This is a genomic window from Pedobacter sp. P26, from assembly GCF_050632135.1.
Classification (GTDB): domain Bacteria; phylum Bacteroidota; class Bacteroidia; order Sphingobacteriales; family Sphingobacteriaceae; genus Pedobacter.
Map to the genome: position 1 here is coordinate 4,433,801 of NZ_CP192574.1, position 20,734 is coordinate 4,454,534.

At 36.0% G+C, this 20,734-nt stretch carries 23 protein-coding genes and 1 pseudogene; 14 read left to right on the forward strand and 10 right to left on the reverse strand.

The genetic code is table 11. The features are described from left to right. Positions 1 to 98: 98 nt before the first annotated feature. The 5 genes from ACQ86H_RS20520 (at position 99) to ACQ86H_RS20540 (ending at position 3,529) form a co-directional block, all read left to right on the forward strand. The gene (locus tag ACQ86H_RS20520; protein ID WP_431292329.1) at positions 99 to 701 is read left to right on the forward strand and encodes a hypothetical protein; all 603 of its coding nucleotides are present in this window, start codon (positions 99 to 101) and stop codon (positions 699 to 701) included. Further along, on the forward strand, positions 655 to 870 hold the full coding sequence (locus ACQ86H_RS20525; RefSeq protein ID WP_431292330.1) for a hypothetical protein: 216 nt from the start codon (positions 655 to 657) through the stop codon (positions 868 to 870). Before ACQ86H_RS20520 ends, ACQ86H_RS20525 begins: the two co-directional genes overlap by 47 nt. Next, positions 867 to 1,997: a hypothetical protein gene (locus ACQ86H_RS20530; protein WP_431292331.1), complete on the forward strand. Its 1,131-nt coding sequence runs from the start codon at positions 867 to 869 to the stop codon at positions 1,995 to 1,997. Before ACQ86H_RS20525 ends, ACQ86H_RS20530 begins: the two co-directional genes overlap by 4 nt. A gap of 267 nt (positions 1,998 to 2,264) precedes the next feature. Further along, positions 2,265 to 2,588 carry a hypothetical protein gene (locus ACQ86H_RS20535; RefSeq protein WP_431292332.1) on the forward strand — a complete coding sequence of 108 codons (324 nt, stop codon included), beginning with the start codon at positions 2,265 to 2,267 and terminating at the stop codon, positions 2,586 to 2,588. 68 nt (positions 2,589 to 2,656) lie between these two features. After that, positions 2,657 to 3,529 carry a hypothetical protein gene (locus ACQ86H_RS20540; protein ID WP_431292333.1) on the forward strand — a complete coding sequence of 291 codons (873 nt, stop codon included), beginning with the start codon at positions 2,657 to 2,659 and terminating at the stop codon, positions 3,527 to 3,529. Positions 3,530 to 3,867: 338 nt separating this feature from the next. On the opposite strand, the gene ACQ86H_RS20545 is transcribed toward ACQ86H_RS20540, so the two are convergent. The 4 genes from ACQ86H_RS20545 to ACQ86H_RS20560 form a co-directional block, all read right to left on the reverse strand. Further along, the gene (locus ACQ86H_RS20545; RefSeq protein WP_138822418.1) at positions 3,868 to 5,289 is read right to left on the reverse strand and encodes a Glu/Leu/Phe/Val family dehydrogenase; all 1,422 of its coding nucleotides are present in this window, start codon (positions 5,287 to 5,289) and stop codon (positions 3,868 to 3,870) included. A 433-nt stretch (positions 5,290 to 5,722) separates the two neighbouring features. Continuing rightward, a complete protein-coding gene (locus ACQ86H_RS20550; RefSeq protein ID WP_138822416.1) occupies positions 5,723 to 5,941 on the reverse strand; it encodes a CcmD family protein in 219 nt (72 codons plus the stop codon). Position 5,942: 1 nt separating this feature from the next. Then, complete coding sequence (gene ccsA / locus ACQ86H_RS20555) at positions 5,943 to 6,713, reverse strand: cytochrome c biogenesis protein CcsA (RefSeq protein ID WP_431295435.1); 771 nt, start codon at positions 6,711 to 6,713, stop codon at positions 5,943 to 5,945. Between the two features lie 112 nt (positions 6,714 to 6,825). Further along, positions 6,826 to 7,491, reverse strand: coding sequence for a heme exporter protein CcmB (locus tag ACQ86H_RS20560; protein WP_121282627.1), 666 nt, complete (start codon positions 7,489 to 7,491; stop codon positions 6,826 to 6,828). Positions 7,492 to 7,866: 375 nt separating this feature from the next. Here ACQ86H_RS20560 and ACQ86H_RS20565 point away from each other — a divergent pair, with 375 nt between their 5' ends. The 3 genes from ACQ86H_RS20565 to ACQ86H_RS20575 all read left to right on the forward strand — a co-directional run bounded on the left by ACQ86H_RS20565 (position 7,867) and on the right by ACQ86H_RS20575 (position 9,321). Then, complete coding sequence (locus ACQ86H_RS20565; protein ID WP_431292334.1) at positions 7,867 to 8,346, forward strand: methylated-DNA--[protein]-cysteine S-methyltransferase; 480 nt, start codon at positions 7,867 to 7,869, stop codon at positions 8,344 to 8,346. A 16-nt stretch (positions 8,347 to 8,362) separates the two neighbouring features. Next, complete coding sequence (locus ACQ86H_RS20570) at positions 8,363 to 8,752, forward strand: hypothetical protein (protein ID WP_431292335.1); 390 nt, start codon at positions 8,363 to 8,365, stop codon at positions 8,750 to 8,752. 185 nt (positions 8,753 to 8,937) lie between these two features. Then, positions 8,938 to 9,321: a lipocalin family protein gene (locus ACQ86H_RS20575; RefSeq protein ID WP_431295436.1), complete on the forward strand. Its 384-nt coding sequence runs from the start codon at positions 8,938 to 8,940 to the stop codon at positions 9,319 to 9,321. A gap of 66 nt (positions 9,322 to 9,387) precedes the next feature. On the opposite strand, the gene ACQ86H_RS20580 is transcribed toward ACQ86H_RS20575, so the two are convergent. Both ACQ86H_RS20580 and ACQ86H_RS20585 read right to left on the reverse strand, forming a co-directional pair. Further along, complete coding sequence (locus ACQ86H_RS20580; RefSeq protein ID WP_138822409.1) at positions 9,388 to 10,128, reverse strand: LytR/AlgR family response regulator transcription factor; 741 nt, start codon at positions 10,126 to 10,128, stop codon at positions 9,388 to 9,390. A gap of 40 nt (positions 10,129 to 10,168) precedes the next feature. After that, entirely contained in the window at positions 10,169 to 11,896 is a 1,728-nt protein-coding gene (locus tag ACQ86H_RS20585) for a sensor histidine kinase (RefSeq protein WP_431292336.1), read from the reverse strand. Positions 11,897 to 12,453: 557 nt separating this feature from the next. Between ACQ86H_RS20585 and ACQ86H_RS20590 the strand changes: the two genes are divergently transcribed. The 3 genes from ACQ86H_RS20590 to ACQ86H_RS20600 all read left to right on the forward strand — a co-directional run bounded on the left by ACQ86H_RS20590 (position 12,454) and on the right by ACQ86H_RS20600 (position 14,472). Then, entirely contained in the window at positions 12,454 to 13,020 is a 567-nt protein-coding gene (locus ACQ86H_RS20590) for a hypothetical protein (protein WP_138822405.1), read from the forward strand. Further along, positions 13,017 to 13,550, forward strand: coding sequence for a hypothetical protein (locus tag ACQ86H_RS20595; protein WP_138822403.1), 534 nt, complete (start codon positions 13,017 to 13,019; stop codon positions 13,548 to 13,550). The genes ACQ86H_RS20590 and ACQ86H_RS20595 overlap by 4 nt, the downstream gene beginning before the upstream one ends. A gap of 70 nt (positions 13,551 to 13,620) precedes the next feature. Then, entirely contained in the window at positions 13,621 to 14,472 is an 852-nt protein-coding gene (locus tag ACQ86H_RS20600) for a hypothetical protein (RefSeq protein WP_431292337.1), read from the forward strand. Positions 14,473 to 14,695: 223 nt separating this feature from the next. Here the strand turns inward: ACQ86H_RS20600 and ACQ86H_RS20605 are convergent, their stop codons facing one another. The 4 genes from ACQ86H_RS20605 to ACQ86H_RS20620 form a co-directional block, all read right to left on the reverse strand. Then, entirely contained in the window at positions 14,696 to 15,097 is a 402-nt protein-coding gene (locus ACQ86H_RS20605) for a hypothetical protein (RefSeq protein ID WP_138822399.1), read from the reverse strand. 173 nt (positions 15,098 to 15,270) lie between these two features. Next, the gene (gene gldC, locus ACQ86H_RS20610) at positions 15,271 to 15,606 is read right to left on the reverse strand and encodes a gliding motility protein GldC (protein WP_029275370.1); all 336 of its coding nucleotides are present in this window, start codon (positions 15,604 to 15,606) and stop codon (positions 15,271 to 15,273) included. Between the two features lie 167 nt (positions 15,607 to 15,773). Then, positions 15,774 to 16,049, reverse strand: a complete 276-nt coding sequence (locus tag ACQ86H_RS20615) for a hypothetical protein (RefSeq protein ID WP_431292338.1) — start codon at positions 16,047 to 16,049, stop codon at positions 15,774 to 15,776. Between the two features lie 175 nt (positions 16,050 to 16,224). Continuing rightward, a complete protein-coding gene (locus ACQ86H_RS20620) occupies positions 16,225 to 17,493 on the reverse strand; it encodes a DEAD/DEAH box helicase (RefSeq protein ID WP_431292339.1) in 1,269 nt (422 codons plus the stop codon). 305 nt (positions 17,494 to 17,798) lie between these two features. Here ACQ86H_RS20620 and ACQ86H_RS20625 point away from each other — a divergent pair, with 305 nt between their 5' ends. From ACQ86H_RS20625 to ACQ86H_RS20635, 3 genes and pseudogenes are all read left to right on the forward strand, one after another. Further along, the gene (locus ACQ86H_RS20625) at positions 17,799 to 19,133 is read left to right on the forward strand and encodes a dihydroorotase (protein WP_431292340.1); all 1,335 of its coding nucleotides are present in this window, start codon (positions 17,799 to 17,801) and stop codon (positions 19,131 to 19,133) included. A 34-nt stretch (positions 19,134 to 19,167) separates the two neighbouring features. Then, entirely contained in the window at positions 19,168 to 19,425 is a 258-nt protein-coding gene (locus tag ACQ86H_RS20630) for a hypothetical protein (RefSeq protein WP_431292341.1), read from the forward strand. Between the two features lie 178 nt (positions 19,426 to 19,603). After that, positions 19,604 to 20,690, forward strand: a pseudogene (locus ACQ86H_RS20635) (DUF3810 domain-containing protein). The last annotated feature ends 44 nt before the right edge of the window (positions 20,691 to 20,734 follow it).

The window sequence follows — 20,734 nt, forward strand, 5'->3', positions numbered from 1 at the left end:
TTATCATTCAATTTGGCTCAGGCGCAAGATCTGGTCAAAAAATCCCTTCAAATGCTTTCACAGTAGCCACCATTAAAGGCGATAATGTTTTTAAACTCATGTTTGTAAAAGATTTTAACGAATCTTTTGTAGGCAAGAAATTATTGACGGAAACCTCTAAATCTCTGGATAAAAAATTCACAAGTATCGAAGATTTCGGCATCAACCTGGAGAAAAACATGTATTACTTTAACCAGTTAAGCGATAGCATTACCTACAACTGTTTTTTAATCCCTATAAAGGATGCTAAGAGATTTGAAAGTTTAATTGAAAACAAAGAGAAAAAATTTACCCAACAGGGCGATATCCGTACGATGGTTTTACCAGATAGCACGAGCATCATCAAATGGAACAACAACATGCTTTATTTTGTAACAGGAAGCATCAAGGGTTCATTTTTTGCAGATTCGGTTAAATCTGCCCGTTATGGGATAAAAGATATCAGGTTTCAGAATAATTATGATGATGTAGCCATTGCAGATAGTAGTGTTGTAGTTACAGATTCTACCTACACAACTACGGCCGAACCTATGGTAGAGGTAGTTGAAGCCCCGGTTATTGAAAAAGCAAAAGTTCAGAAAAAACCGACGGTAAAAAAGAATACTAAAAAAACTGTTGCTGCGAAAAAAACCGGCAAAAAGAAAAAACACCAAAAAATCTAAAAAAATCACTAAAATCAATACAGATTTTGATCAGTCAGAAGAACTCGCAATTGACACGGCAAGCGGCATGACTCCAGTTCATGGCATTGTTGATGAACAATACGACACCTATCAGCAGGAACGTGCAGAACAAGATGCCAAGAAAAAAGACTGGCTTTTACCTGGATGACCGTTCAGGCTGATCAGATTTTTAATGGCACTTATGAATCTATTGAGACGAATAAATCTTATACCACAAGTTTGGATAACAAAGCCATTGCAGAGCTTTGGGTATCGAGCTTACAGGATGTCTACAATTCAATTGCGCCTGAATTTGGCACTTATGGTAAAGCAGGCTTAATGAAAGGTTATGGCAGTTTAAATGCTAAACTTTTTATGGATAACAAAAGTTTCCGTATTTCTACCGGTTTAGAAATGGCCCAGGAACAGGCTGACGCTTATAAAAAAATCATGAACAGGAAATTGAACAAAAAGTTCCTGAATTATGTAAACAGCGAGAAAGCACTTGGTTTTATGAGCTATTCTATTGATACTAAAGCTTATTTAGAAGAATTTCCGAAGTTAATGAAACAAACTTACGGTTCTTTTTTAGGCGGTAAAATGGACGAAGAGGTTGAATTGGGAACTGATCTGTTTTCTCTTTTATTGGATGAAGAAGCGGTAAGCAAGGTAATTAAAGGTGATGCACTATTCGTAATCAATGGATTAAAAACCAAAGAAGTTACTTATACCACTTATGAGTATGACGATGATTACAAACAAAAAGAGGTAACAAAAACCAAAAATGAAACCTTACCTGATTTTCTTTTCATGTTTTCATCTGAAGACACCAGATTGATCGAAAAATTGATCAAATATGGTATCCATAAAAACATGGTAACAGTTGAGAACAATATTTATAAAATCCAGGAGAAGAAAAGCCCTATCGATATTTACTTTATGATTAAAGACAGAATTGTATTTTTTGGCAATTCGTTAAGCGAGATGCAAAGCATCAGTAATAATCAATACAATAACAAAATCAGCAAACTGCACAAAGACCTGTTGAGCAAAAATAATTTCAGCTTTTTGTTTAATGCTAAAAACCTGGTAGGCAAAGTGCCTGATTCGGAGATTGGCGGTGAAGAAACCGCTAAGAAATTTAACAGTACTTTAGAAAAAATGGGCAATGTATATATGAAATCGAATCCGATTAAGGGCAGATTGGTTTCAGCAGACATTAGCGCCGAAATTCCGAATGGGCATGAAAATGCTTTAAAATATTTGTTCTCGCTTATTGAGAATGCAGCTAAGTAGTTTAGTTGGCAATTATCAGTTGGTAGTTTACAGTTAACCGGTTTAAACAGTTTAACCAATACTAACAATTAGCTTTCAGTTTCAAGCTGGCAGTTTGCAATAACCAATGAACGAATGACAAATGAACCAATGAACCATTCTCTATGAAGAAATTTTTAAAAAATAACAGCAGCGATAGTCATATTGCTGCTTGTTTTTTATTTTGGCTTTTTTAAATACAGGCAAATCCAGGCCAACAAAATATTAATTCCTCTTACTACCGAGACTTTGTTTAAAATAAATGTAGATGAACTATACAAAACCATTGCGGTTAGTTATATTAAACATCCCGGTCAATATTCCGGAGGAGACAAAAAAGGCATAAAAGAAAAGATAGCTGATTTAAATACAGGTTTAACAATACCCGCAAACATTTACATATACACTTTAAAAGGAAAAGCTGAAAATACTTTTTTCACGCGTTTAGAAATAGCCGATAGTTTGGCATTTAACCGTTTTATGCTGAAAAAGCTTGCATTAATAAAAAAGGAAGCTCATTTTTCCAGTCCGCAGACTCAACATTTTCCCTGCTGTTTAACAAAACTACTGTAAGCTTAGCATTTACTACGAAAAAGGAGCTGGTAAAAAACATACTGGAAGAAATACAGGATCAGAAAAACATGATTAAAATTAACGATAGCAAGTTTGAACATATAGCCAACCTTTCCGATCACCTATCTTTTCAAAATGCAGAAAATTTGAGTAAGATTAATTTTACGGATGGAAAAATTGATTTTAGCAGTGAATTGGTGAATAGATGGATAGAACCTGCTGCCGAACCCAAGCATCGGATTCTAAATCCCGAAAGTACAATGAGTATGTGGTTAAACGGAAAAATTAAATCGGATTTAATTAAAAAAAATCATACGGTAAGTCCTTCTCTATTTTCAAAAGATAGTTTTTTCAGGTTTTACAAAGATTATGCGGATTTTGAATGGACAAAAACGATTACGCAGGTAGATACCATTGTGGGTTATGAATACAATGATGACTTTGAGCAGGTAGAGAAAAAAATACTTCAGGATCGAAAGATTCCTTCGATTGCTATAAATCTAAGTGTCGACGATAAAGCAGTGAGTGATTATCTCAAATCGCTAGGTGCATTGGATCAATCTACCGGAAAGATTAGCAGTTTGATGATTCCATTGTACCAGGTTTACTTTAAAGGCAATAACGGTAATGTTTTATTAAGTACAGTTCAAGGTGCTAAACCTGATTTAAAAAGAGCATCATCAGATGATTTCTTTTATTTTAAAGTAGATTTTAAAAAGTTGATTAAACAAACATCAATACCCTTAATTGCAGATAAACTGGGTACTTTTAATCAATTAGAAATTAAGGCAAAAAGCATAGGAAAGGACAAAATTAAACTTGAATCGGAACTTTTATTTTTAAACGGGGATGCTAATGCCCTCATCCAACTTTTAAATACGTTTAAAAATGGCTTCAACAGCTCGTTAAATTTTAATATTGATATTCCGGCAAACAAGTAGAGTATTTCCCGCAGATTCAAGGTAATTTACGCAGAGTATTGTGATCTTTTATGTTATTCTTATAAATCATACAAGTCGTTTGATTGTATACGATTGACAGATTTCAATAGAGTGGTCGTCTTTCCCGAGCAGGCGGGAATCTTAAAGCACTTGCATTACGATTCCCAATCAAGTTGGGAATGACGCCCCTCATAAGCTAACATTTGCAAGATTAAGATGGCTTCGCAGTAACGAAATTAGGCAACAAAAAAAACCTTACAGTTTTTAGAACTGTAAGGTTTTTTTATTTACCGTTGAGGGAAAGCCTTAAACCTTCTGCCTTCCTACCCCAGGCCTTATTACGGCCAAACGCCTAAGTTCATATAAGAAACCGCAATTTTATCGATTGAATTTACAAAAGCAGCAGTTCTTAAGGTTTGCGTACCTGGTTTGTTCATTCTGGTTTCACGAATTTCGTGGTAAGAATGAATCATGGTATCTTCTAAACCAGAGTTTACCAATTCCATTTCAGATGCGCCTTTAACAATCATTAAACGGTGCTCCGGAAGAATCGTTTTACCAGTTAAGTTCTCTAAAGTATTGATCAGATTGGCATTTGAGTTAGCGGCATAACGGTTTTCCATACGGCCAAAGGCCACGTGCGATAGGTTTTTCAACCACTCGAAATAAGAAACCGTAACACCCCCTGCATTACAATACATATCAGGAATGATAATACCGCCCATTTCGGTAAAAATAGCTTCAGCTTCTGGAGTGGTTGGTCCGTTTGCACCTTCAGCAATAATTTTGGCTTTAATATTACGGATGTTAAGTTCAGTAAACTGGTTTTCTAAAGCTGCCGGAACAATGATATCGCAATCTTGCTCTAAACCTTCCATCGAATTTTTAAAGCTGGTAGCACCAGGGAAACCTAAAATTGAACCTGTATTTTTACGGTGTGCAAAAACCTCGTCAACGTTTAATCCATTAGGGTTATAAATGGCACCTTCAAACTCACAAAGACCAACAATTGTAGCACCAAATTCTGCTAAGAATTTAGCCGAGTGGTAGCCCACGTTACCTAAACCTTGTACAATTACTCTTTTATCGCCTAAACCAGCCTTAAAACCAATTTTTGCCATATCTTCTGCAACTTCCACACATTCGCGAACGGCATAAGCCACACCACGGCCGGTAGCTTCTTTACGACCACGAATACCATGTAAAGCAATTGGTTTACCAGTTACACAGCCTAAAGCGTCTAACTGACCAGGGTTCATAGTCATATAAGTATCGGCAATCCAGCTCATTTCGCGTTCGCCAGATCCATAATCTGGAGCAGGAACATCAATACCAGGGCCAATAAAGTTTTTCTTAATTAATTCTGTAGTATAGCGGCGGGTGATGGTTTCCAATTCGGCAACACTGTATTGTTTAGTGTTAATTTTAATACCACCTTTTGCACCACCAAATGGAACGTTAACAATGGCACATTTGTAAGTCATTAAGGCAGCAAGTGCCATAACCTCATCTTCGTTTACCATTTCACTGTAACGAATCCCTCCTTTAGTAGGGCTCATGTGGTGAGAGTGTTCTACGCGCCAGGCATCAATTACTTCAAAACCGTTTCCACGGCGAATTGGGAACTGGAAACGATATACACTATTACATGTTTTAATCTGGTTCAATAAACCTTCCGGATGATTGGTGAATTGAGCCGCACTGTCAAAGTTTTTACAAACATCTGCAAAGAACTTGTTCTCGTCTGCTAGATTAGCCATTATTTATTTTTTATATTGAATAAGTTTTCGGTGCAAAATTGCCTAAAAAAACTGCACATATCCAAATGCAAAAATACTTAGTGTATAGCTAACACCACCCTATTCAGGCTTTGAAACAGGTTTTATACCGTTTATGCAAAACTGTTCAAAAACAATATTTAAACCGGTTTAAACAGGGATATATTGACTCCTCAACCTGATTAAAACGACTATTTTCATAGGTTTTATGATTGCTTATTCTGATGAAAAAAATTATAAAAAAAATATCCACAAGGCCATTTTATTACGATACTAATTAATCGACAAACAAAAACACGACAATAATTACGAATATCATAAATTCTGCATCAGAAATAAGACATAAAAAAAGGAGATCAATATCGTTTTGATCTCCTTTTAAAATTAATCCGGACTATCGTAATTACGACGCGTTTTATTTATTGATGTGGTTTTCTTTTTCAATTTTCTTCAATCTCTTATCAATAGAGAAAAGATAGGCAAGCAGTCCTACCAGAATAATTACGATACATATCACCACAACATATATCTTTCCATTGCTGCGAAGGCCATCAGCCATTTCTACGCCATTATCTTGTGCAAATAACTGCATGGTGGCCATCATTAATATCAGGGAGAAAAATATCTTCTTCATTTTAGTTATGTTGTTGTTTGTTTTCGTTTGTTGTTGATTGATTTTCAATAGTAACGAAGCTATTATGAACACCTTTTACTTCGTCATGAGTAGGTGTGTTCATAATGGTTTCAATATTGCGAATTCTGAAACGGATGGTATATACCCAATAGCCGATTAATATCCAGCCTAAACATGCCGGATAAAATACCATGCGCATGCGGCTGTCTAAATCGTAACTGTTAAAACCAGGATTGCCGCCGTTGCCAGGGTGTAATGAATCTTTTAAACGGGGTAGTACAAAAAGCAACACCACCATCATTGGAAAGGCAAAAATATTGTAAATGGCCGAAATCTTCGCTCTTTTCTGTTCTTCGTCTATCGCATTGCGGAGAATGAGATACGCAAAGTATAATAAAACAGAAATAGCGGCAAAATTTTGTTTGGGATCAAAACTCCAAAATTCTCCCCAGCAGTATTTAGCCCAGATTGCACCAGTAACCAAACCTAAAAGGCCAAAAATAATTCCAGCATTTACACTCTCCACAGCCTTCATATCGTCGATTTCACTTTTACTACTCAACGATTTTACACTATAAAAAACTGAGATCGAAAAAAGTACAATCATCGAAAACCACATGGGTACGTGGAAATACAGATTTCTTATTGTTTCATTTAAAATAGGTAAACGAGGTACGTGAAGTAATAATCCTGCAATTGCAGTATAAATTACCAGAATTGAACCTAAAATTTTCCACCAAGTTTTATTCATACATATATAATTTTGAATGATTGAGTTTTGGAATGAGAGAAATATTCTTTTTTATAGTTTAGAAATCATCAAGTATTTATACTTGCAAATTTCTCATTCTATAATTCAATCAGTCTCTCATTCAATCATTTTTTTAATCCCTCCAAAGGTAAGGAAATAACAATAAAGAGGTTGCCACCATCAGCACATTCACCACCAGCAACATCGCAATTTCGTCATAACTATTCTCCCATGGCAGGCCATCAACTGCATTTTTAGCCAGTTTGATCAAAAGGATCAATACGGGAATAATGATCGGAAAACTTAATATCGCCATTAACATACCACCATTACCAGCCTTACTCGCAATGGCCGAAACCATGGTAAACACGGTAGAGAAACTCATGCTGCCCAATACCACTGCCACGTAATACAATAGCATATCGGGCGGTGTAAAGGAATCAAAAACCAAAGTATAAAAGCCCAATGCTATGGTGGTAAGCACCAGCATCAAAAGGGTATTATAAACTGTTTTAGAAATCAAAACCGCAGCCGGGCTTGCCAGAATGTAACTGTAAAGTTGTTGCCCCTTTGTTTCCTGTAAAAAACTCTTTGAAACACCATTGATGGAGGCAAAAAGCATAATTATCCAGAACAGTGCGTTCCAGGTTAATTTATCGCCAAGGCTTACAAACGACAGATAACAGGTAAAAATAGTAGAAACCACATAAAGCAACACACCGTTAATGGTATATTTGGAGCGCCACTCTAACAATACTTCCTTGTGAATTAAATATTTAACCTCTTTGGCCAATTGCATAACCGCAAAGATACTTTTATTGATAAATATTGCATGCTTAAATTGTTGTATTGTTGTAATTTTGTTTGGCAAATAATTTAGTCACAGGAACGCAGAGAAAGATTTAACCACAGATAAAAAGGATAAACACAGATGGTATTTTATAGCAGTATAACCGGGATTACAGGCATTTTAAATTAGTTGGCCACCTAGACACAGAGAAAGACCATTAACCACGGATAATGATAAAGACAGATGCTATTCTTTCGAAGTAGCATAAACGAGGTTAAAGGCATTTAAAATTTAATTGGCCATGGAGGCACAAAAAAGACTAAGAAAACCCAATACGCACAAAAATCTGTGTTCATCTGTGTAGATCTGTGGTAAAATAGAAATATGAACTACGCATCAGTTATAGAAACGCCTATTGGCAGATTACGCATCCTGGCTGATGAGGATTTTGTGCATGCCGTTACTTTTGAAGAAAAGGATATTGCTGATCTGACAGCAAACGAACTCACCATAAAAGTTGCCAATCAATTAAAAGAATATTTTAATGGAAATCTTCAGGATTTCGATTTCCCGATGAAACAGAAAGGAACCGGTTTTCAACAGGAAGTATGGCAGAATTTATTGACCATACCTTTTGGCGAAACTACTTCTTACGCTAAATTTTCGGCGCATAAACCATTAGCTATCCGTGCAATCGCTTCTGCAAATGGCAAAAACAATATTGCCATTGTAGTACCATGTCACAGGGTAATTGGCAGCAACGGCAAACTGGTTGGCTATGCAGGAGGACTGTGGCGTAAACAGTGGCTGCTACAACATGAACGTGAAGTTGCCCAAAAAGGACAAACTGAATTAAAATTTTAAACCATATTTTCCACAGATGAGTACAGATCAAGCCGGAACACCAAATAATTATCTAAAAGCAATTCGTTTAATTAATATTGAAGAAAACAAATGTGCATTTGAAATTGGAAAAATCCCTATTCGTCAGCATATTAATGCCAATTATTTTTTTGCCCAAACTGATGTATCAACTTTAGAAAAAATTCCCCACCCTGCGCCTAGGAGGCAATATGTGATTACACTGAAAGGTAAACTCCGTTTTACAGTAAGCAATGGTGATACTTTTATCATCGAACCAGGTATTGTACTGATTGCCAACGATACAGCTGGCGAAGGGCACACCTGGGAAATAGTGGGTGGCAATGAATGGGAAAGAATCTATATTCCATTAGAGGATAATACCAACGATTATTTTATGGCGGATTAAGATCTTCAAAACCAGGATCAGGTCAATTGCGTAAATCATATCAAAACTGATGATATGATGAAAACGGTCTGCTCCCTCCTTCTTGTTCTCTTTACCTATTTGCCGATGGAAAAAAATGTTCCGGTGACTAAGCTAGACCTAAAAAATATTCGGGAACGTGGTATTCTTTATATTCTATTCCGACGATTTTTGACAAGGGCAGTCGAGAAACCACTACTAAATATACCTTAAATAAGGATGGCTATTACAATGTTCTCACCACCTATAAAAAACCAGGCGGTGATAAAGTTTATTCCAGAAGTTCTAAAATGTTTCCATCAGAAGATGGCGATAAAGGGGAGTTACAAGCACAATTTATCTGGCCGATAAAAGTAGATTACTGGATTATCGAACTTGCAGACGATTATTCTTATGTAGTGGTGGGGCATCCCGATCATAAATTTTTGTTCATCATGAGCCGTTATCAGACAATGCCTAAGAAAACCCATGATGAAATTGTAGCCAGATGTAAGGCAAAGGGATATGAGGTAGCTAAATTAACCTCGCAGCAGCATTCAAGTGGCAGTTAACAGTTCGCAATTGGCAGTTTGCAGTTAACTGATTTAAACAATTAACTTGATTAAAATTAACAAATCCTATACGGCTCCAAATTTCTCTATCAGTTTATCTTTCTGTATCCTTGCTACCTGTAACTGTTTGTTATTTTCCAATGTCAGCAAACAATCATTCTTGTTAAAAAATTTCACTTTGTTTAAATTGATGATATACTGCCGGTGTATCCTGAAGAAATTTCTGTCCTCCAATATTTCCTGAACATCTTTTAGCGTTTTTGAAATAATCACCTTCTCGCCATTCAGTAAGACCAGAATAGAGTAATTGCTACTGGCTTCAACATACAGAATATCGTCGAGGTTAATAAAAACAATACCTGAAAGCGAACTTACGGCAATTTTATTTACGCGTTCCATATTCATTTGCCGATGAAAATGATTGAGTTGTTTATCAGAAAAATTATTTTTAATTACAGCCCTGTTAACGGCTTCAACCAGATCTTTTATATCAACAGGCTTAACCAGATAATCTAAGGCGCTAAACCTAAAGGCCTTGATGGCAAACTCATTATAAGCTGTGGTAAAGACCACTTTGAAGCTGATCGGCATTAATTTCTCCAAAAGCTGAAAGCCATTTAATTCTGGCATCTCAATATCCAAAAAAACCAAATCCGGATTTAAGCTTTCTATCTCCTGTAATGCTTTAATTGGGCTGTTAAACGAATAAATGGCTCCAACTTGCCCGCAATGTTTTTTTAACTGTATACGCAGTAAACTTATACTATCTTCTTCATCATCTATAATTACAATATTGAGCGCTTTCATATTTTAGATTTATTTTGATTGATGATATATTAGGTTGTTTTTAAATTAAATGGATACTGATTAAAACCCTGGTCCCTTTGGCTTCGTTATTTGCGCCATAAAGATCCTCGATATGGATCTGTGTATTGGTATTAAATTCCCTATTAAAATTAGCAATACGCTCGCCGGTTATCAATGTTCCATACGATTTTTCTTTCTCGGCAGCCTTACTATTCAGCTCCGATGCTTTTACCCTCCCTATTCCATCGTCCTCAATGATTACGAGTAAAATCTGCTGTGTAAAATCCTGAGAAATTTTAATCAGGATTTCACCACCAACATTTTTATGCATCAGGCCATGCCAAATGGCATTTTCGATATAGGGCTGCACCAACATCGGTGGTATTTCTATAAAATCGGCGTCAACATGATCATCAATGTCAAAAATATATTTCAGTTTACCTTTAAAACGCATGGTTTCCATTTCTAGGTACAACTTTATAGTTTTGATTTCTTCTGCTAATACGATTTTATCTTTCCTCGAGTGCGAAAGGGATAAGCGCATTAACTGAGAGAATTTACTCAGATAATCAGATGCTAATACACTGTTATTCTGTTCGATATATAAATTTATTGAATTTAAACAGTTAAAAATAAAGTGTGGATTCATTTGCAACCTTAAAATCTTATGTTCGTTCTCTGCATTTTTAATTTTTAAGTCAATTCGTTCCAGCTCGTCAAGGCGGTCTCTGTATGCCAACGCTGTTAAAAACAAAACGGCATCTATTGCAAAAGCCAGTGTTACTAAATCTACGTAATTGTTAATAGCGTAGTACCAACTTGGCAAATGGTTATAGATATCCAGCCATTTAGGCGCCAAAACAAATAATAACGAAAATGATATGGCGGCCAAGCCTGTAAATGCAAACCGCAAATAGCCTTTGTTTGGTTTTGGCCGGGCATAATAACTGAGCAAAACGGTAAGGATAAAAAATGGCAAAGAATTATAAATCCAAAATATTTTTGTAATCGGGCTAAGTTCGGGCCGTAAATAATGTACAATCATTACTACAATCATTAAAACCCATTGGCATAAACAAAATTTTAAAAATAAGTTAAGGTATCTGTTGTTTTTAACCTGTAAAAATTCGCCCAAAAAAAGAATATAAAAAAAAGTTTGGGGAATAAAAGAGAGTAGAAATATAAAATCATTATTTATCGGTAGCCAATTCACTTCTAAAAGAATGGCATCTACCTGTAACGAATACCTAAAAAACATACATAATGATGCTAACGCATAATACAGATACGCTCTATCTCTCCGCTGAAGAAAATATTTTAAACAACAATAAATAAAAACGGCGAAATAAAAACCTGCAACCCACAATTTAACATGTCTAAAACTTAACGGAAACAAAACCAGTTCTCTGTTCTTTTCCCTGTAGGCGGTATCATAGGTTTCTATTTGCGGATATTGTGGAACAATGTTGTATAGGTATTTTTGAATGAGCACATAAAAATATTGTGTTTCTTTTTGTTTTAAGGTCAAATGTATCCGCCAATAATCAGTAGCTATCGAGAGATTTGAAATTTTAGCACCAAAACCCGTTTGCCCAACCAGTACCAATCGATTTCCTACACGCTCATACAATTGAGTTTGTTGCATTTTACTGTCTAATTTCAACAGTAAGCTGGTATCCCTATCAAAAGTACTGCGAATACTAAAATTGATCCAACATTGTAAAACCGTATCTGGAAACTCTTTTTGTGCTGCTATGTTACTGTCCAAAAAGTGCCAATCTAGTTCCTGGAGTTGGGCATAAGTTTTATTGTTTTTTTCGATAGCGTATAATATGCCTGGTTTAAAAGACTAACGTTTTTGCTTTGCTGAGTGATATTTATCGGCTTAATATTCTCTTGCGCAACCGCATTAAGACTGTTGCCCATCAAGACAAAGTCTAAAAGCATTAAACATTTAAAAAATTTGCTTTTTATAACCATTCCAGTGAAACCAAAAAAGGTGTTACTAAAGATAATTAGAAAAGGAGCAAAAAAGCTTAAAAATGCGTGAGATGCGGGTTTACCAATGCGAAGTATGTTGTTTTTTGTTTAGCGTAGCTCAAAATGCCCAAAATTTCGTTCAGGTTTCCGCTTTATTTTTCACTACACAGCCTATTACCTACAGCTCATAGCAAAAAGAAGATACTTCACTCAATTGCCAACCCCAAAGAAAAATGGAAACTTAAATTTGATATGTAAATTAAAACTTACTAAAAATTCATGGTTTAGAATGACTGAAGAGAGATTATGGATAACAACAAAAGTATAAATCAAACGAAAAACGATATGAAGAAAATATTAACATTATTAATATCCATGTTGTGTTACTCTGCTGGGTATTGCCAAGATGGAACATTCAGTTATATCGGTTTAGCAAACAACAATGCCGAAATAAAAACAATTGCAGATACCACGCATAAAACCTTGTTTATAGCAGGAAATAAAGTGTATAGCATAGGTGGCGACTGCATTTGCCGATTATTAGACGGCGATGGAAACGACAGGGACGATGATGGAGACAATAGCAGCCGTTTGAATGATGGTAATACTGGTAACAGAAAAAGTGGTGGAGAAATTGCTGACCGCAGTACGAAGGGAAAAAGAAGCAAAAGGGATAAAAACGGGGATAAAAACAATAGAGATAAAGATGGGGATGAAAACGATAGAGATACCGATGGCGACATTAATAATCGTAATGCAGATGGTAGCACAATGGAGGGTACCAGGTGCAGTTGTTCTAAAAGAGGAAGAATTTTATTGTATACCAGAGAAAAAATAAAAAGCACTAATGCGAAGATATATTATCAGGGTAAATATTTTTCAAACAAACATTTTAAAATTATACAATTATGAAAAAACTAATATTTTCTATGTGTACTGCGGTGATGGGCCTCACAATTATAAGTTCTTGTGGCACATCCTTAAAAATACCAATTAACAGGGGTAAAATAGATGGAGATTTTACCATACAATTTACCGAAAAAAATGCGGTTGTAAAGCCTAATCAATTTTTCACGCTGGCCGAATTAAATATTGAGCCAAACAAAGGTCAGATTTCAAAAACTACAATCAATTCCACCAATATAAAAACAGCATTAAAAATATTTAAAAAGCAAAAAATTAAAAACTATGCCATTACCATCACCAAGCCGGGCTATGCAAAACCCTATTATGGTAAAATAGCTTTTTTTAATACCAATAAAATAAATGAAGCCGATGCCGTAGCCAGGTATTACGAAATCGATATTGCGAATAGTTATTTTGCAAGTGCAACCCGTGGCCGGATGGCAATTATTTATGAGTATTCAGATTTGCGCATCGGCATAGCTACAACATCTAAAATACCAACATGGATCGTATTAATAAGCGACGAGCCATTTTAAAAATAATACAATAATAAACGGACGCGCCGAACACCGCATTACAAAGTAGGCGAAAAAACAAATCGACCAAATGAACATACAAGAATTAACATTTGATAATCTCAATGAAGCATTGCCAAAAGAGGTAATGACTTTAATTAACGATACTGCTATTATAAACAGCATCTTTCCAGTAAATATTGGAGAAATCTTTAATGGACAGATTTTAAAAGCGAACGAAATTATTTTTCAACCTAACGCTACTTTGACTTTCACAAACATTAATGTGCCCTTTTGGATAATATATTGTGACAAACTTAAATTAAAAGACAATAATTTCCCGATTAGGATCGAACTTGATCAAACCATTGAAGGGACAAAGGGGAAAGATGGACTTGGGGGAATCAATGGTGCAAATGGTGTGGGTGAAATCGACAGACAAGGCCAACCAGGTTCTGTAGGCCAAAGCGGTCTTACAGGTGAACAAGGTGATAGCCTAAATAATCCAAATCTATATATTATAACAAAGGAAATGGTTTGTATTGATACCCTACAAAATATTGAAGATTCTAGAATAGTTTTAGATTTTGACGGAGTAAACGGAGGCGACGGCGGAAATGGAGGAAGTGGAGGGAATGGCGGAAATGGTTCAAATGGTAAAGAAGGTGCGGATAGCTTATTTGATTGTAAAGAAGGTGCCGGCAATGGTGGTGCTGGTGCAAATTCTGGACAAGGTGGCAAAGGTGGTCAAGGTGGCAATGGCAGCAATGGTTCTTCTATTTACTTCATATCTGTTGAGACCTATACAGAGGTTTTAGTTAACACTACAAAATTTTATATAAGGGGAGGAAATGGTGGAATAGGCGGAAATGGTGGCAAAGCTGGAAAACCCGGATATGGAGGCAGGGGGAGGCAAAAATGGGTGGTGTGGCCGAGGAGTTGATGCTGACGATGGTAACTACCCAGAGCCGAGAACATTAGGCAATGGATTAGATGGTCAAGATGGAGAAAAGGGGCAAGTTTTTAAAGTAATCGTTAAAAATTTCTAAACGTGCGGTTACTATAAAGATTTTATTACTTATTCATCTCCAAATATCACTTCTAAACGCTGGCGGCCAATAAAATCACGGCTACCAGCTATTCTCTAAACTATTCTATTAAATGAGCTAAGGTTTTACCTCTAATTGTGATTTCTTAACACTAAAAAGCATAAATATAACACCTACTAAAAGTACAATCCAGCCCCATTGGAAATGAACAACTTTACCGATAACTTTATTGGCGAAGCCATATTTAGTATAATTATTTGCAGTAAAATAAACAGCAACTACCGCTAAAACATACCAGATAGCCATTACAAAACTCATAAACCTAAAGGCTCCTACTTTTCTGATGAACAGAAACAATACGGAAATGACGATAATGGCATAAGTGATCAAAAACAAACGGGCGTCAGATTGGTACAGATTCCAATTGCCTTTAATCGGAACTTTTAATATTGGACAAAAACCTGCAATAATGCATAACAAAATGCCTAACCAAGCCCTGAATTTATTTAATACTAACATACTTTTTGGTTAATCGGTTAACTGTATAAATTGGTTAATTGTTTTTAATAGTTTATAGCTAATTTGCCTGGCATTTTTTAATGACTAATGACTAATGACTAATGACTAATGACTAATGACTAATGACTAATGACTAATGACTAATGACTAATGACTAATGACTAATGACTAAACTACTGCCCTTCAATAATACCCATCTTATCTGCAAAGTGGGCACAGTAATCGCGTAAATCTTCAACAATTAAAGTTTCGTTTGTGGCTTTTAAAAAGCTATCGCCCATGGTTTGTAGAGTCTCGTAGAAAAAACGTTTCATCTCATCAACAGGCATATCTTTTGTCCAAAGATCTATCTTTAAGGTATTTTTATAATTGTGATCCCAAACTGATAAAAACATCGCCTTCGCAGGCACTTTATCAGCGTTTCCAGAATCTGTGCTTTCCCAAAGTATGTTATCCGGGTTATTGCCTTCATCTAACTCAACGGTTATTTTTATTTCTGCTTTTTTCATTTTCTTAATTTGATTTCACCGATTAGTGGATAACACCGATAAATTGATTTCACTGATTAAAGATTATCGGTTTATTTTTTTACGGATGCAAAGATGATTAATTAATTTGATTCCACAGATGAGTAGATTACACTGACTAACATTGTTGGGATATTTTTACGGTTTAATTACGCTACTACCTTTTGTAAGATTAACATTAACACGGCCGCAATAACAATAAAAATCAATTCAACAATCCAAATTCTTTTAATATCCTTTAGGGTAAAGCGGAAAATCATATCTGTAATAAATGTTACCACAATTAAACAGCCCAATATAAGGAGATAAAAACCATCCAGGTTTACATGTCGTGGTGCTGCACTTTTCTCCGAAACAAGATTTACAACCACCAGGCCAAGTCCTGCTGCGCTTACAATATTTAAAGGTGTAATCCTAAGGTTCATCTGTGTTTATTTATTTGTTTTCAATTGTCAGATGGAGCCTTTGACAATTGAAATAATTATTTAGAAAATTAATAATTATTTTAATTGTGTCGGGTTCATTACTTTTTCTTATCGAATTTTTTTCCTTTTTTAAAACTCTTTAGCTGTTTACCAGCCTTTGCTTTGGCTTTCTCCCTCACCTTTTTTCTATTGCCGCAGCATGTTTTTTCTCGTGAAAAGCCCCTTTAAAATCAGGATCTTCCTTACGTTTCTGCATATCGATTTCTTTTGCAATGTGCTGACGTTCCTCGTAAGGGGTTTCATCAATGAATACACCTTCCGGAATTTCTGCCACAGGAATATATTGGCGAATCAATTTTTCGATCTTGCGGATATAATATTTTTCGGCATCAGTAGCAAAGGTAATTGCATCACCTTTGGCAAAAGCCCTGCCTGTACGGCCAATACGGTGTACATAATCTTCAATAATAATCGGCACATCGAAATTGATCACATGGCTCACATCACTCACATCAATACCCCTACTCGCCACATCTGTAGCCACCAGCACCCTGATATTACCTTCTTTAAAACTATTTATAGAGTTAATCCTGGTGTTCTGTCCTTTATTGGCATGGATTACACGAACATTTTCAGCACCATACCTACGTTCAATAAAACTGAAAATATTATCGGCAACCGTTTTGGTTTTACAGAAAATAATCAGACGATTAAAAGTCTCATCATTTTTCAGTAAATGCTGCAATAGGTTAATTTTCGTTTTGAAATTCGGAACGTAATATAAAGTCTGCGTTACGTTTGCAGCAGGAGTTGCTTGCGCAGATGCCTCAATTACAAGCGGATTATTAAGGAAATCGCCGGCAATTTTCTGAACTAAGTCGCTCATTGTTGCTGAAAACAACAAATTCTGACGTTTACGTGGAACGACCTCCAGAATCCGGTGAATAGAGCCGATAAAGCCCATGTCCATCATCTTATCGGCTTCATCTAATACCAGAAACTTTAGGCTCTGGGTATTAATATCGCCAGCTAAATATAAGTCTAAGAATCTTCCTGGCGTAGCAATCAGGATATCAATGCCTTTTGCAATCTGCTCTTTCTGTGTTTTCGGACCAATTCCACCAAAAATAACTAAAGAACGTAAATCAGTATAGGTAGAAAATAACTTTACCTGCTCTGCAATCTGCATAGCCAGTTCGCGCGTTGGAGATAAAATCAGTGCCCTTGGATGATCGCCCTGAGCATATTTCAACTGCATTAAAATCGGCAAAACAAAAGCCGCGGTTTTTCCTGTACCAGTTTCGGCAATACCAAAAATATCCTGCCCGGATAATACTGGGGCGATTGCTTTTTCCTGTATCGGCGTGGCAACGGTGTAACCTGCATCGGCAACTGCATTTAAAATTTGCCTGTTTAACTTAAATTCTTCGAACGATTTTGCCATAGCGCACAAAGATAGTGATTAAGGTTGAGGGTTTGAAGGTATAAGGCAGAAGGTTTCAGTCCGATGTGGAATCCAAACTTCTTTTTTCAACATCAGGAGTAAAGCAATTTCAGTAATTCTTCGGTTGTGGCAGTCCTGCTATCCGTTTTATCCCGATGAAAATCGGGATGCCCACTACTATCAGGTTTATTTAACCCAAAACAGTACGTTAAATTCAGTTCTGTACCTTTCATACGTCGAAATAGACCATTGAAATTCTCAAATCTCATATCTAACTTCTCAAATCTATTTTTACCTTTGAAACCATGAATACTTACCTGATAAAAGCCGCGACAATTGTAAATGAAGGACAAAAAATTGTTGCTGATGTATTGATAAAAGATGGATTAATTGCCAAAATCGGCCAAAATCTATCAGCACCTGATGCGCAGGAAATTAATGCAGAAGGACAATACCTTTTACCAGGGATGATTGACGATCAGGTTCATTTCCGCGAGCCTGGATTAACCCATAAGGCCGATATTTTTACCGAAAGTATGGCTGCTGTAGCCGGAGGAATTACCTCTTTCATGGAAATGCCCAATACCGTACCTAATACCTTAACACAGGATTTATTGGCCGATAAATACGAAATTGCTGCCCAAACCTCATTGGCCAATTATTCATTTTACATGGGTGCCAGTAACGACAATATTGAAGAGGTTTTAAAAACCGATCCTAAGAATGTTTGCGGCATTAAGGTTTTCATGGGTTCATCGACTGGTAATATGCTGGTAGATAACGAGAAAACTTTAGAAAAAATCTTTAGCAAAGCACCAATATTGGTAGCTACACATTGCGAAGATGAAGCAACCATCCGCCATAACCTGGCCGAATTTAAAGCAAAATATGGCGATGACCTCACGATTGAAATGCATCCACTGATCCGCAGTGCAGAAGCTTGCTATAAATCTTCATCACTAGCTGTAGAACTGGCAAAAACTTACCAAACACGTTTGCATATCCTGCACATTTCTACAGCAAAAGAAATAGCCTTATTTGATAATATCACCCCGTTAAAGGATAAAAAAATTACGGCAGAAGCTTGTGTACATCACCTTTGGTTTAACGATAAAGATTACGCTTCAAAAGGAAATTTCATTAAATGGAATCCTGCTGTAAAAACAGAAGACGATCAAAAAGGCGTGCTTAAAGGCGTTCTTGAAGATTATATTGATGTGATTGCAACAGATCACGCCCCACATACATTGGAAGAAAAGCAGCAGCCTTACGCTCAAGCTCCATCTGGCGGCCCGTTGGTACAGCATGCCTTACCGACATTATTAGAAATGCATTTACAGGGTAAAATTTCTTTAGAAAAAATTGTCGAAAAAACGGCTCATAATCTGGCGATTTGTTTTGACATCGAGAAACGTGGTTTCATCCGCGAAGGCTACTGGGCAGATTTAGTGCTGGTAGACCTGAAAGATTCCTGGAAAGTAACCAAGCTTAACAATTTCTACAAATGCGGCTGGAGTCCTTTTGATGGAGATACCTTCCAGGCAAGTATTACCCACACTTTCGTATCAGGAAATTTAGCTTATCAAAATGGCAAATTTACGACTGATCAGATCGGAAAACGTTTGACATTTGTGAGATAGATTTGTTATATTTGTTTAGCTTAAGAAATTAGCAATGACAGATTTACAGTTATTTTCAGAGATTTCAGCCCTCCCTTCAAACATGAAGAAGGAGGTCTCTGATTTTGTTGCTCAGTTGAAAGAAAAAGCGAAGAATAGAAATATAATTTCTGACAACAAAGTTGAAGAGCCTGCTGTAAAATATGGCACAAAATTTTCAGATCTTTTATTAAATGGCCCGGTATTTTCTGAAACACAAATTCAAAAAATCGATGACGCAAGAAAATCAATAAATGAATGGCGGACCAAATAATAATGGTTGATACCTCAATTTTATATTTAGTTCCTTAACAACGTTTTTTGAGGTTATGGTTTCCTGGGAATTGAGAAAAGATGGTTTCGAAAGAAAAGTAAACCAACAACAATTGTTAAGACCGATATTTATATTTGTTATCCTGATGATAGTCGTTATTTTTAGCTGGTAATATAAAATGCGAAAAAATAAATCTATCTATTCAAAATTCATTGCAGTTTTAATCATTGCTTTGCTGATCTACCTTTTTGGCTTCTTCCCTACCCTTGTCCAAAAATATTATTCAACAGGTTTTTATCCTTACATTTCTTCAGCCTTGAGGTTTGTATCTTCTTTGTTTCCTTTTGCTATTGGAGATATGATATATGTTTTACTTATTGGCTTTGTACTTTATAAAATCGTTAGATTTTACAAAAGGAGGGAATCACTAAAAAAGCAGGATAGAATTGTTATTCCTTTACAGATTTTAAACTTTTTCTTAATTCTCTATATCATTTTCAAAATCGTATGGGGTTTAAATTATAGCCGACCAAGCATTAGCGAAGAGTTAGGGATTGGCAACGAAAAATATAATGTTAAAGAATTAGTTGTTCTGGGCAATTATTTCGTTGATAAAACCAATGCCTTAAAATTGAAACAAAATAAAGTGCCCGCTTACACGGTTAATGAGCTCGAATCTAAACCTGCAGCTGCTTACTCATTTATGGAGAAAAAACTCAGTATTCAGATATTCCAATCCTTGTTTAAAATCGGTTTTAAATTCATGGATCATCAGTAAAATTGGAATCGAGGGTTATTACGCACCGCTTTCTGGCGAAGCCAATATGAACATGAATTTGCCAGATTTCGTAAAACCTTATGTGAGCTGCCACGAAATCGGGCACCAATTAGGCATTGCTTACGAAGATGAAGCTAATCTTATGGGATACCTGACCGCAAATAACAGTCCTGACGTGAATTACCTATATTCTGCCAATTACGAAATGTTACGGTATATTTTATTCGAAATCAGGATGAAATCACCAGAAGATTATAAAACACTTCGTGCAAAACTCCTACCACAGGTGCTGGCCGATTTTAAAACCGAAAAAGAATTCTGGCGCAAATACAATGGCGATATGTTCGGTTATATGGATGCCGCTTTCGATCGCTTTTTAAAACTCAACAACCAGAAAAAAGGTATCGATAGCTATCAGGATATAGTTATTTGGCTGTGGAATATACATAAGTCGGAGGTCGGAAAGATCGAAGTCAGAAGACAGTAAGTAAAATTTATGCGCTAAAAACTTCAGACTTTCGGACATCTGAC

Excerpts from the sequence above, each read along its gene's own strand:
- ACQ86H_RS20550 (WP_138822416.1), bottom strand. The coding sequence starts at position 5,941 with ATGAAGAAGATATTTTTCTCCCTGATATTAATGATGGCCACCATGCAG.
- ACQ86H_RS20580 (WP_138822409.1), bottom strand. The coding sequence starts at position 10,128 with ATGAAAGCGCTCAATATTGTAATTATAGATGATGAAGAAGATAGTATA.
- ACQ86H_RS20605 (WP_138822399.1), bottom strand. The coding sequence starts at position 15,097 with ATGTTAGTATTAAATAAATTCAGGGCTTGGTTAGGCATTTTGTTATGC.
- gldC (WP_029275370.1), bottom strand. The coding sequence starts at position 15,606 with ATGAAAAAAGCAGAAATAAAAATAACCGTTGAGTTAGATGAAGGCAAT.
- ACQ86H_RS20560 (WP_121282627.1), bottom strand. The coding sequence starts at position 7,491 with ATGCAATTGGCCAAAGAGGTTAAATATTTAATTCACAAGGAAGTATTG.
- ACQ86H_RS20625 (WP_431292340.1), top strand. The coding sequence starts at position 17,799 with ATGAATACTTACCTGATAAAAGCCGCGACAATTGTAAATGAAGGACAA.
- ACQ86H_RS20565 (WP_431292334.1), top strand. The coding sequence starts at position 7,867 with ATGAACTACGCATCAGTTATAGAAACGCCTATTGGCAGATTACGCATC.
- ACQ86H_RS20570 (WP_431292335.1), top strand. The coding sequence starts at position 8,363 with ATGAGTACAGATCAAGCCGGAACACCAAATAATTATCTAAAAGCAATT.
- ACQ86H_RS20540 (WP_431292333.1), top strand. The coding sequence starts at position 2,657 with ATGATTAAAATTAACGATAGCAAGTTTGAACATATAGCCAACCTTTCC.
- ACQ86H_RS20620 (WP_431292339.1), bottom strand. The coding sequence starts at position 17,493 with ATGGCAAAATCGTTCGAAGAATTTAAGTTAAACAGGCAAATTTTAAAT.
- ACQ86H_RS20630 (WP_431292341.1), top strand. The coding sequence starts at position 19,168 with ATGACAGATTTACAGTTATTTTCAGAGATTTCAGCCCTCCCTTCAAAC.
- ACQ86H_RS20545 (WP_138822418.1), bottom strand. The coding sequence starts at position 5,289 with ATGGCTAATCTAGCAGACGAGAACAAGTTCTTTGCAGATGTTTGTAAA.
- ACQ86H_RS20615 (WP_431292338.1), bottom strand. The coding sequence starts at position 16,049 with ATGAACCTTAGGATTACACCTTTAAATATTGTAAGCGCAGCAGGACTT.
- ACQ86H_RS20590 (WP_138822405.1), top strand. The coding sequence starts at position 12,454 with ATGAAGAAAATATTAACATTATTAATATCCATGTTGTGTTACTCTGCT.
- ACQ86H_RS20600 (WP_431292337.1), top strand. The coding sequence starts at position 13,621 with ATGAACATACAAGAATTAACATTTGATAATCTCAATGAAGCATTGCCA.
- ACQ86H_RS20530 (WP_431292331.1), top strand. The coding sequence starts at position 867 with ATGACCGTTCAGGCTGATCAGATTTTTAATGGCACTTATGAATCTATT.
- ACQ86H_RS20520 (WP_431292329.1), top strand. The coding sequence starts at position 99 with ATGTTTGTAAAAGATTTTAACGAATCTTTTGTAGGCAAGAAATTATTG.
- ACQ86H_RS20595 (WP_138822403.1), top strand. The coding sequence starts at position 13,017 with ATGAAAAAACTAATATTTTCTATGTGTACTGCGGTGATGGGCCTCACA.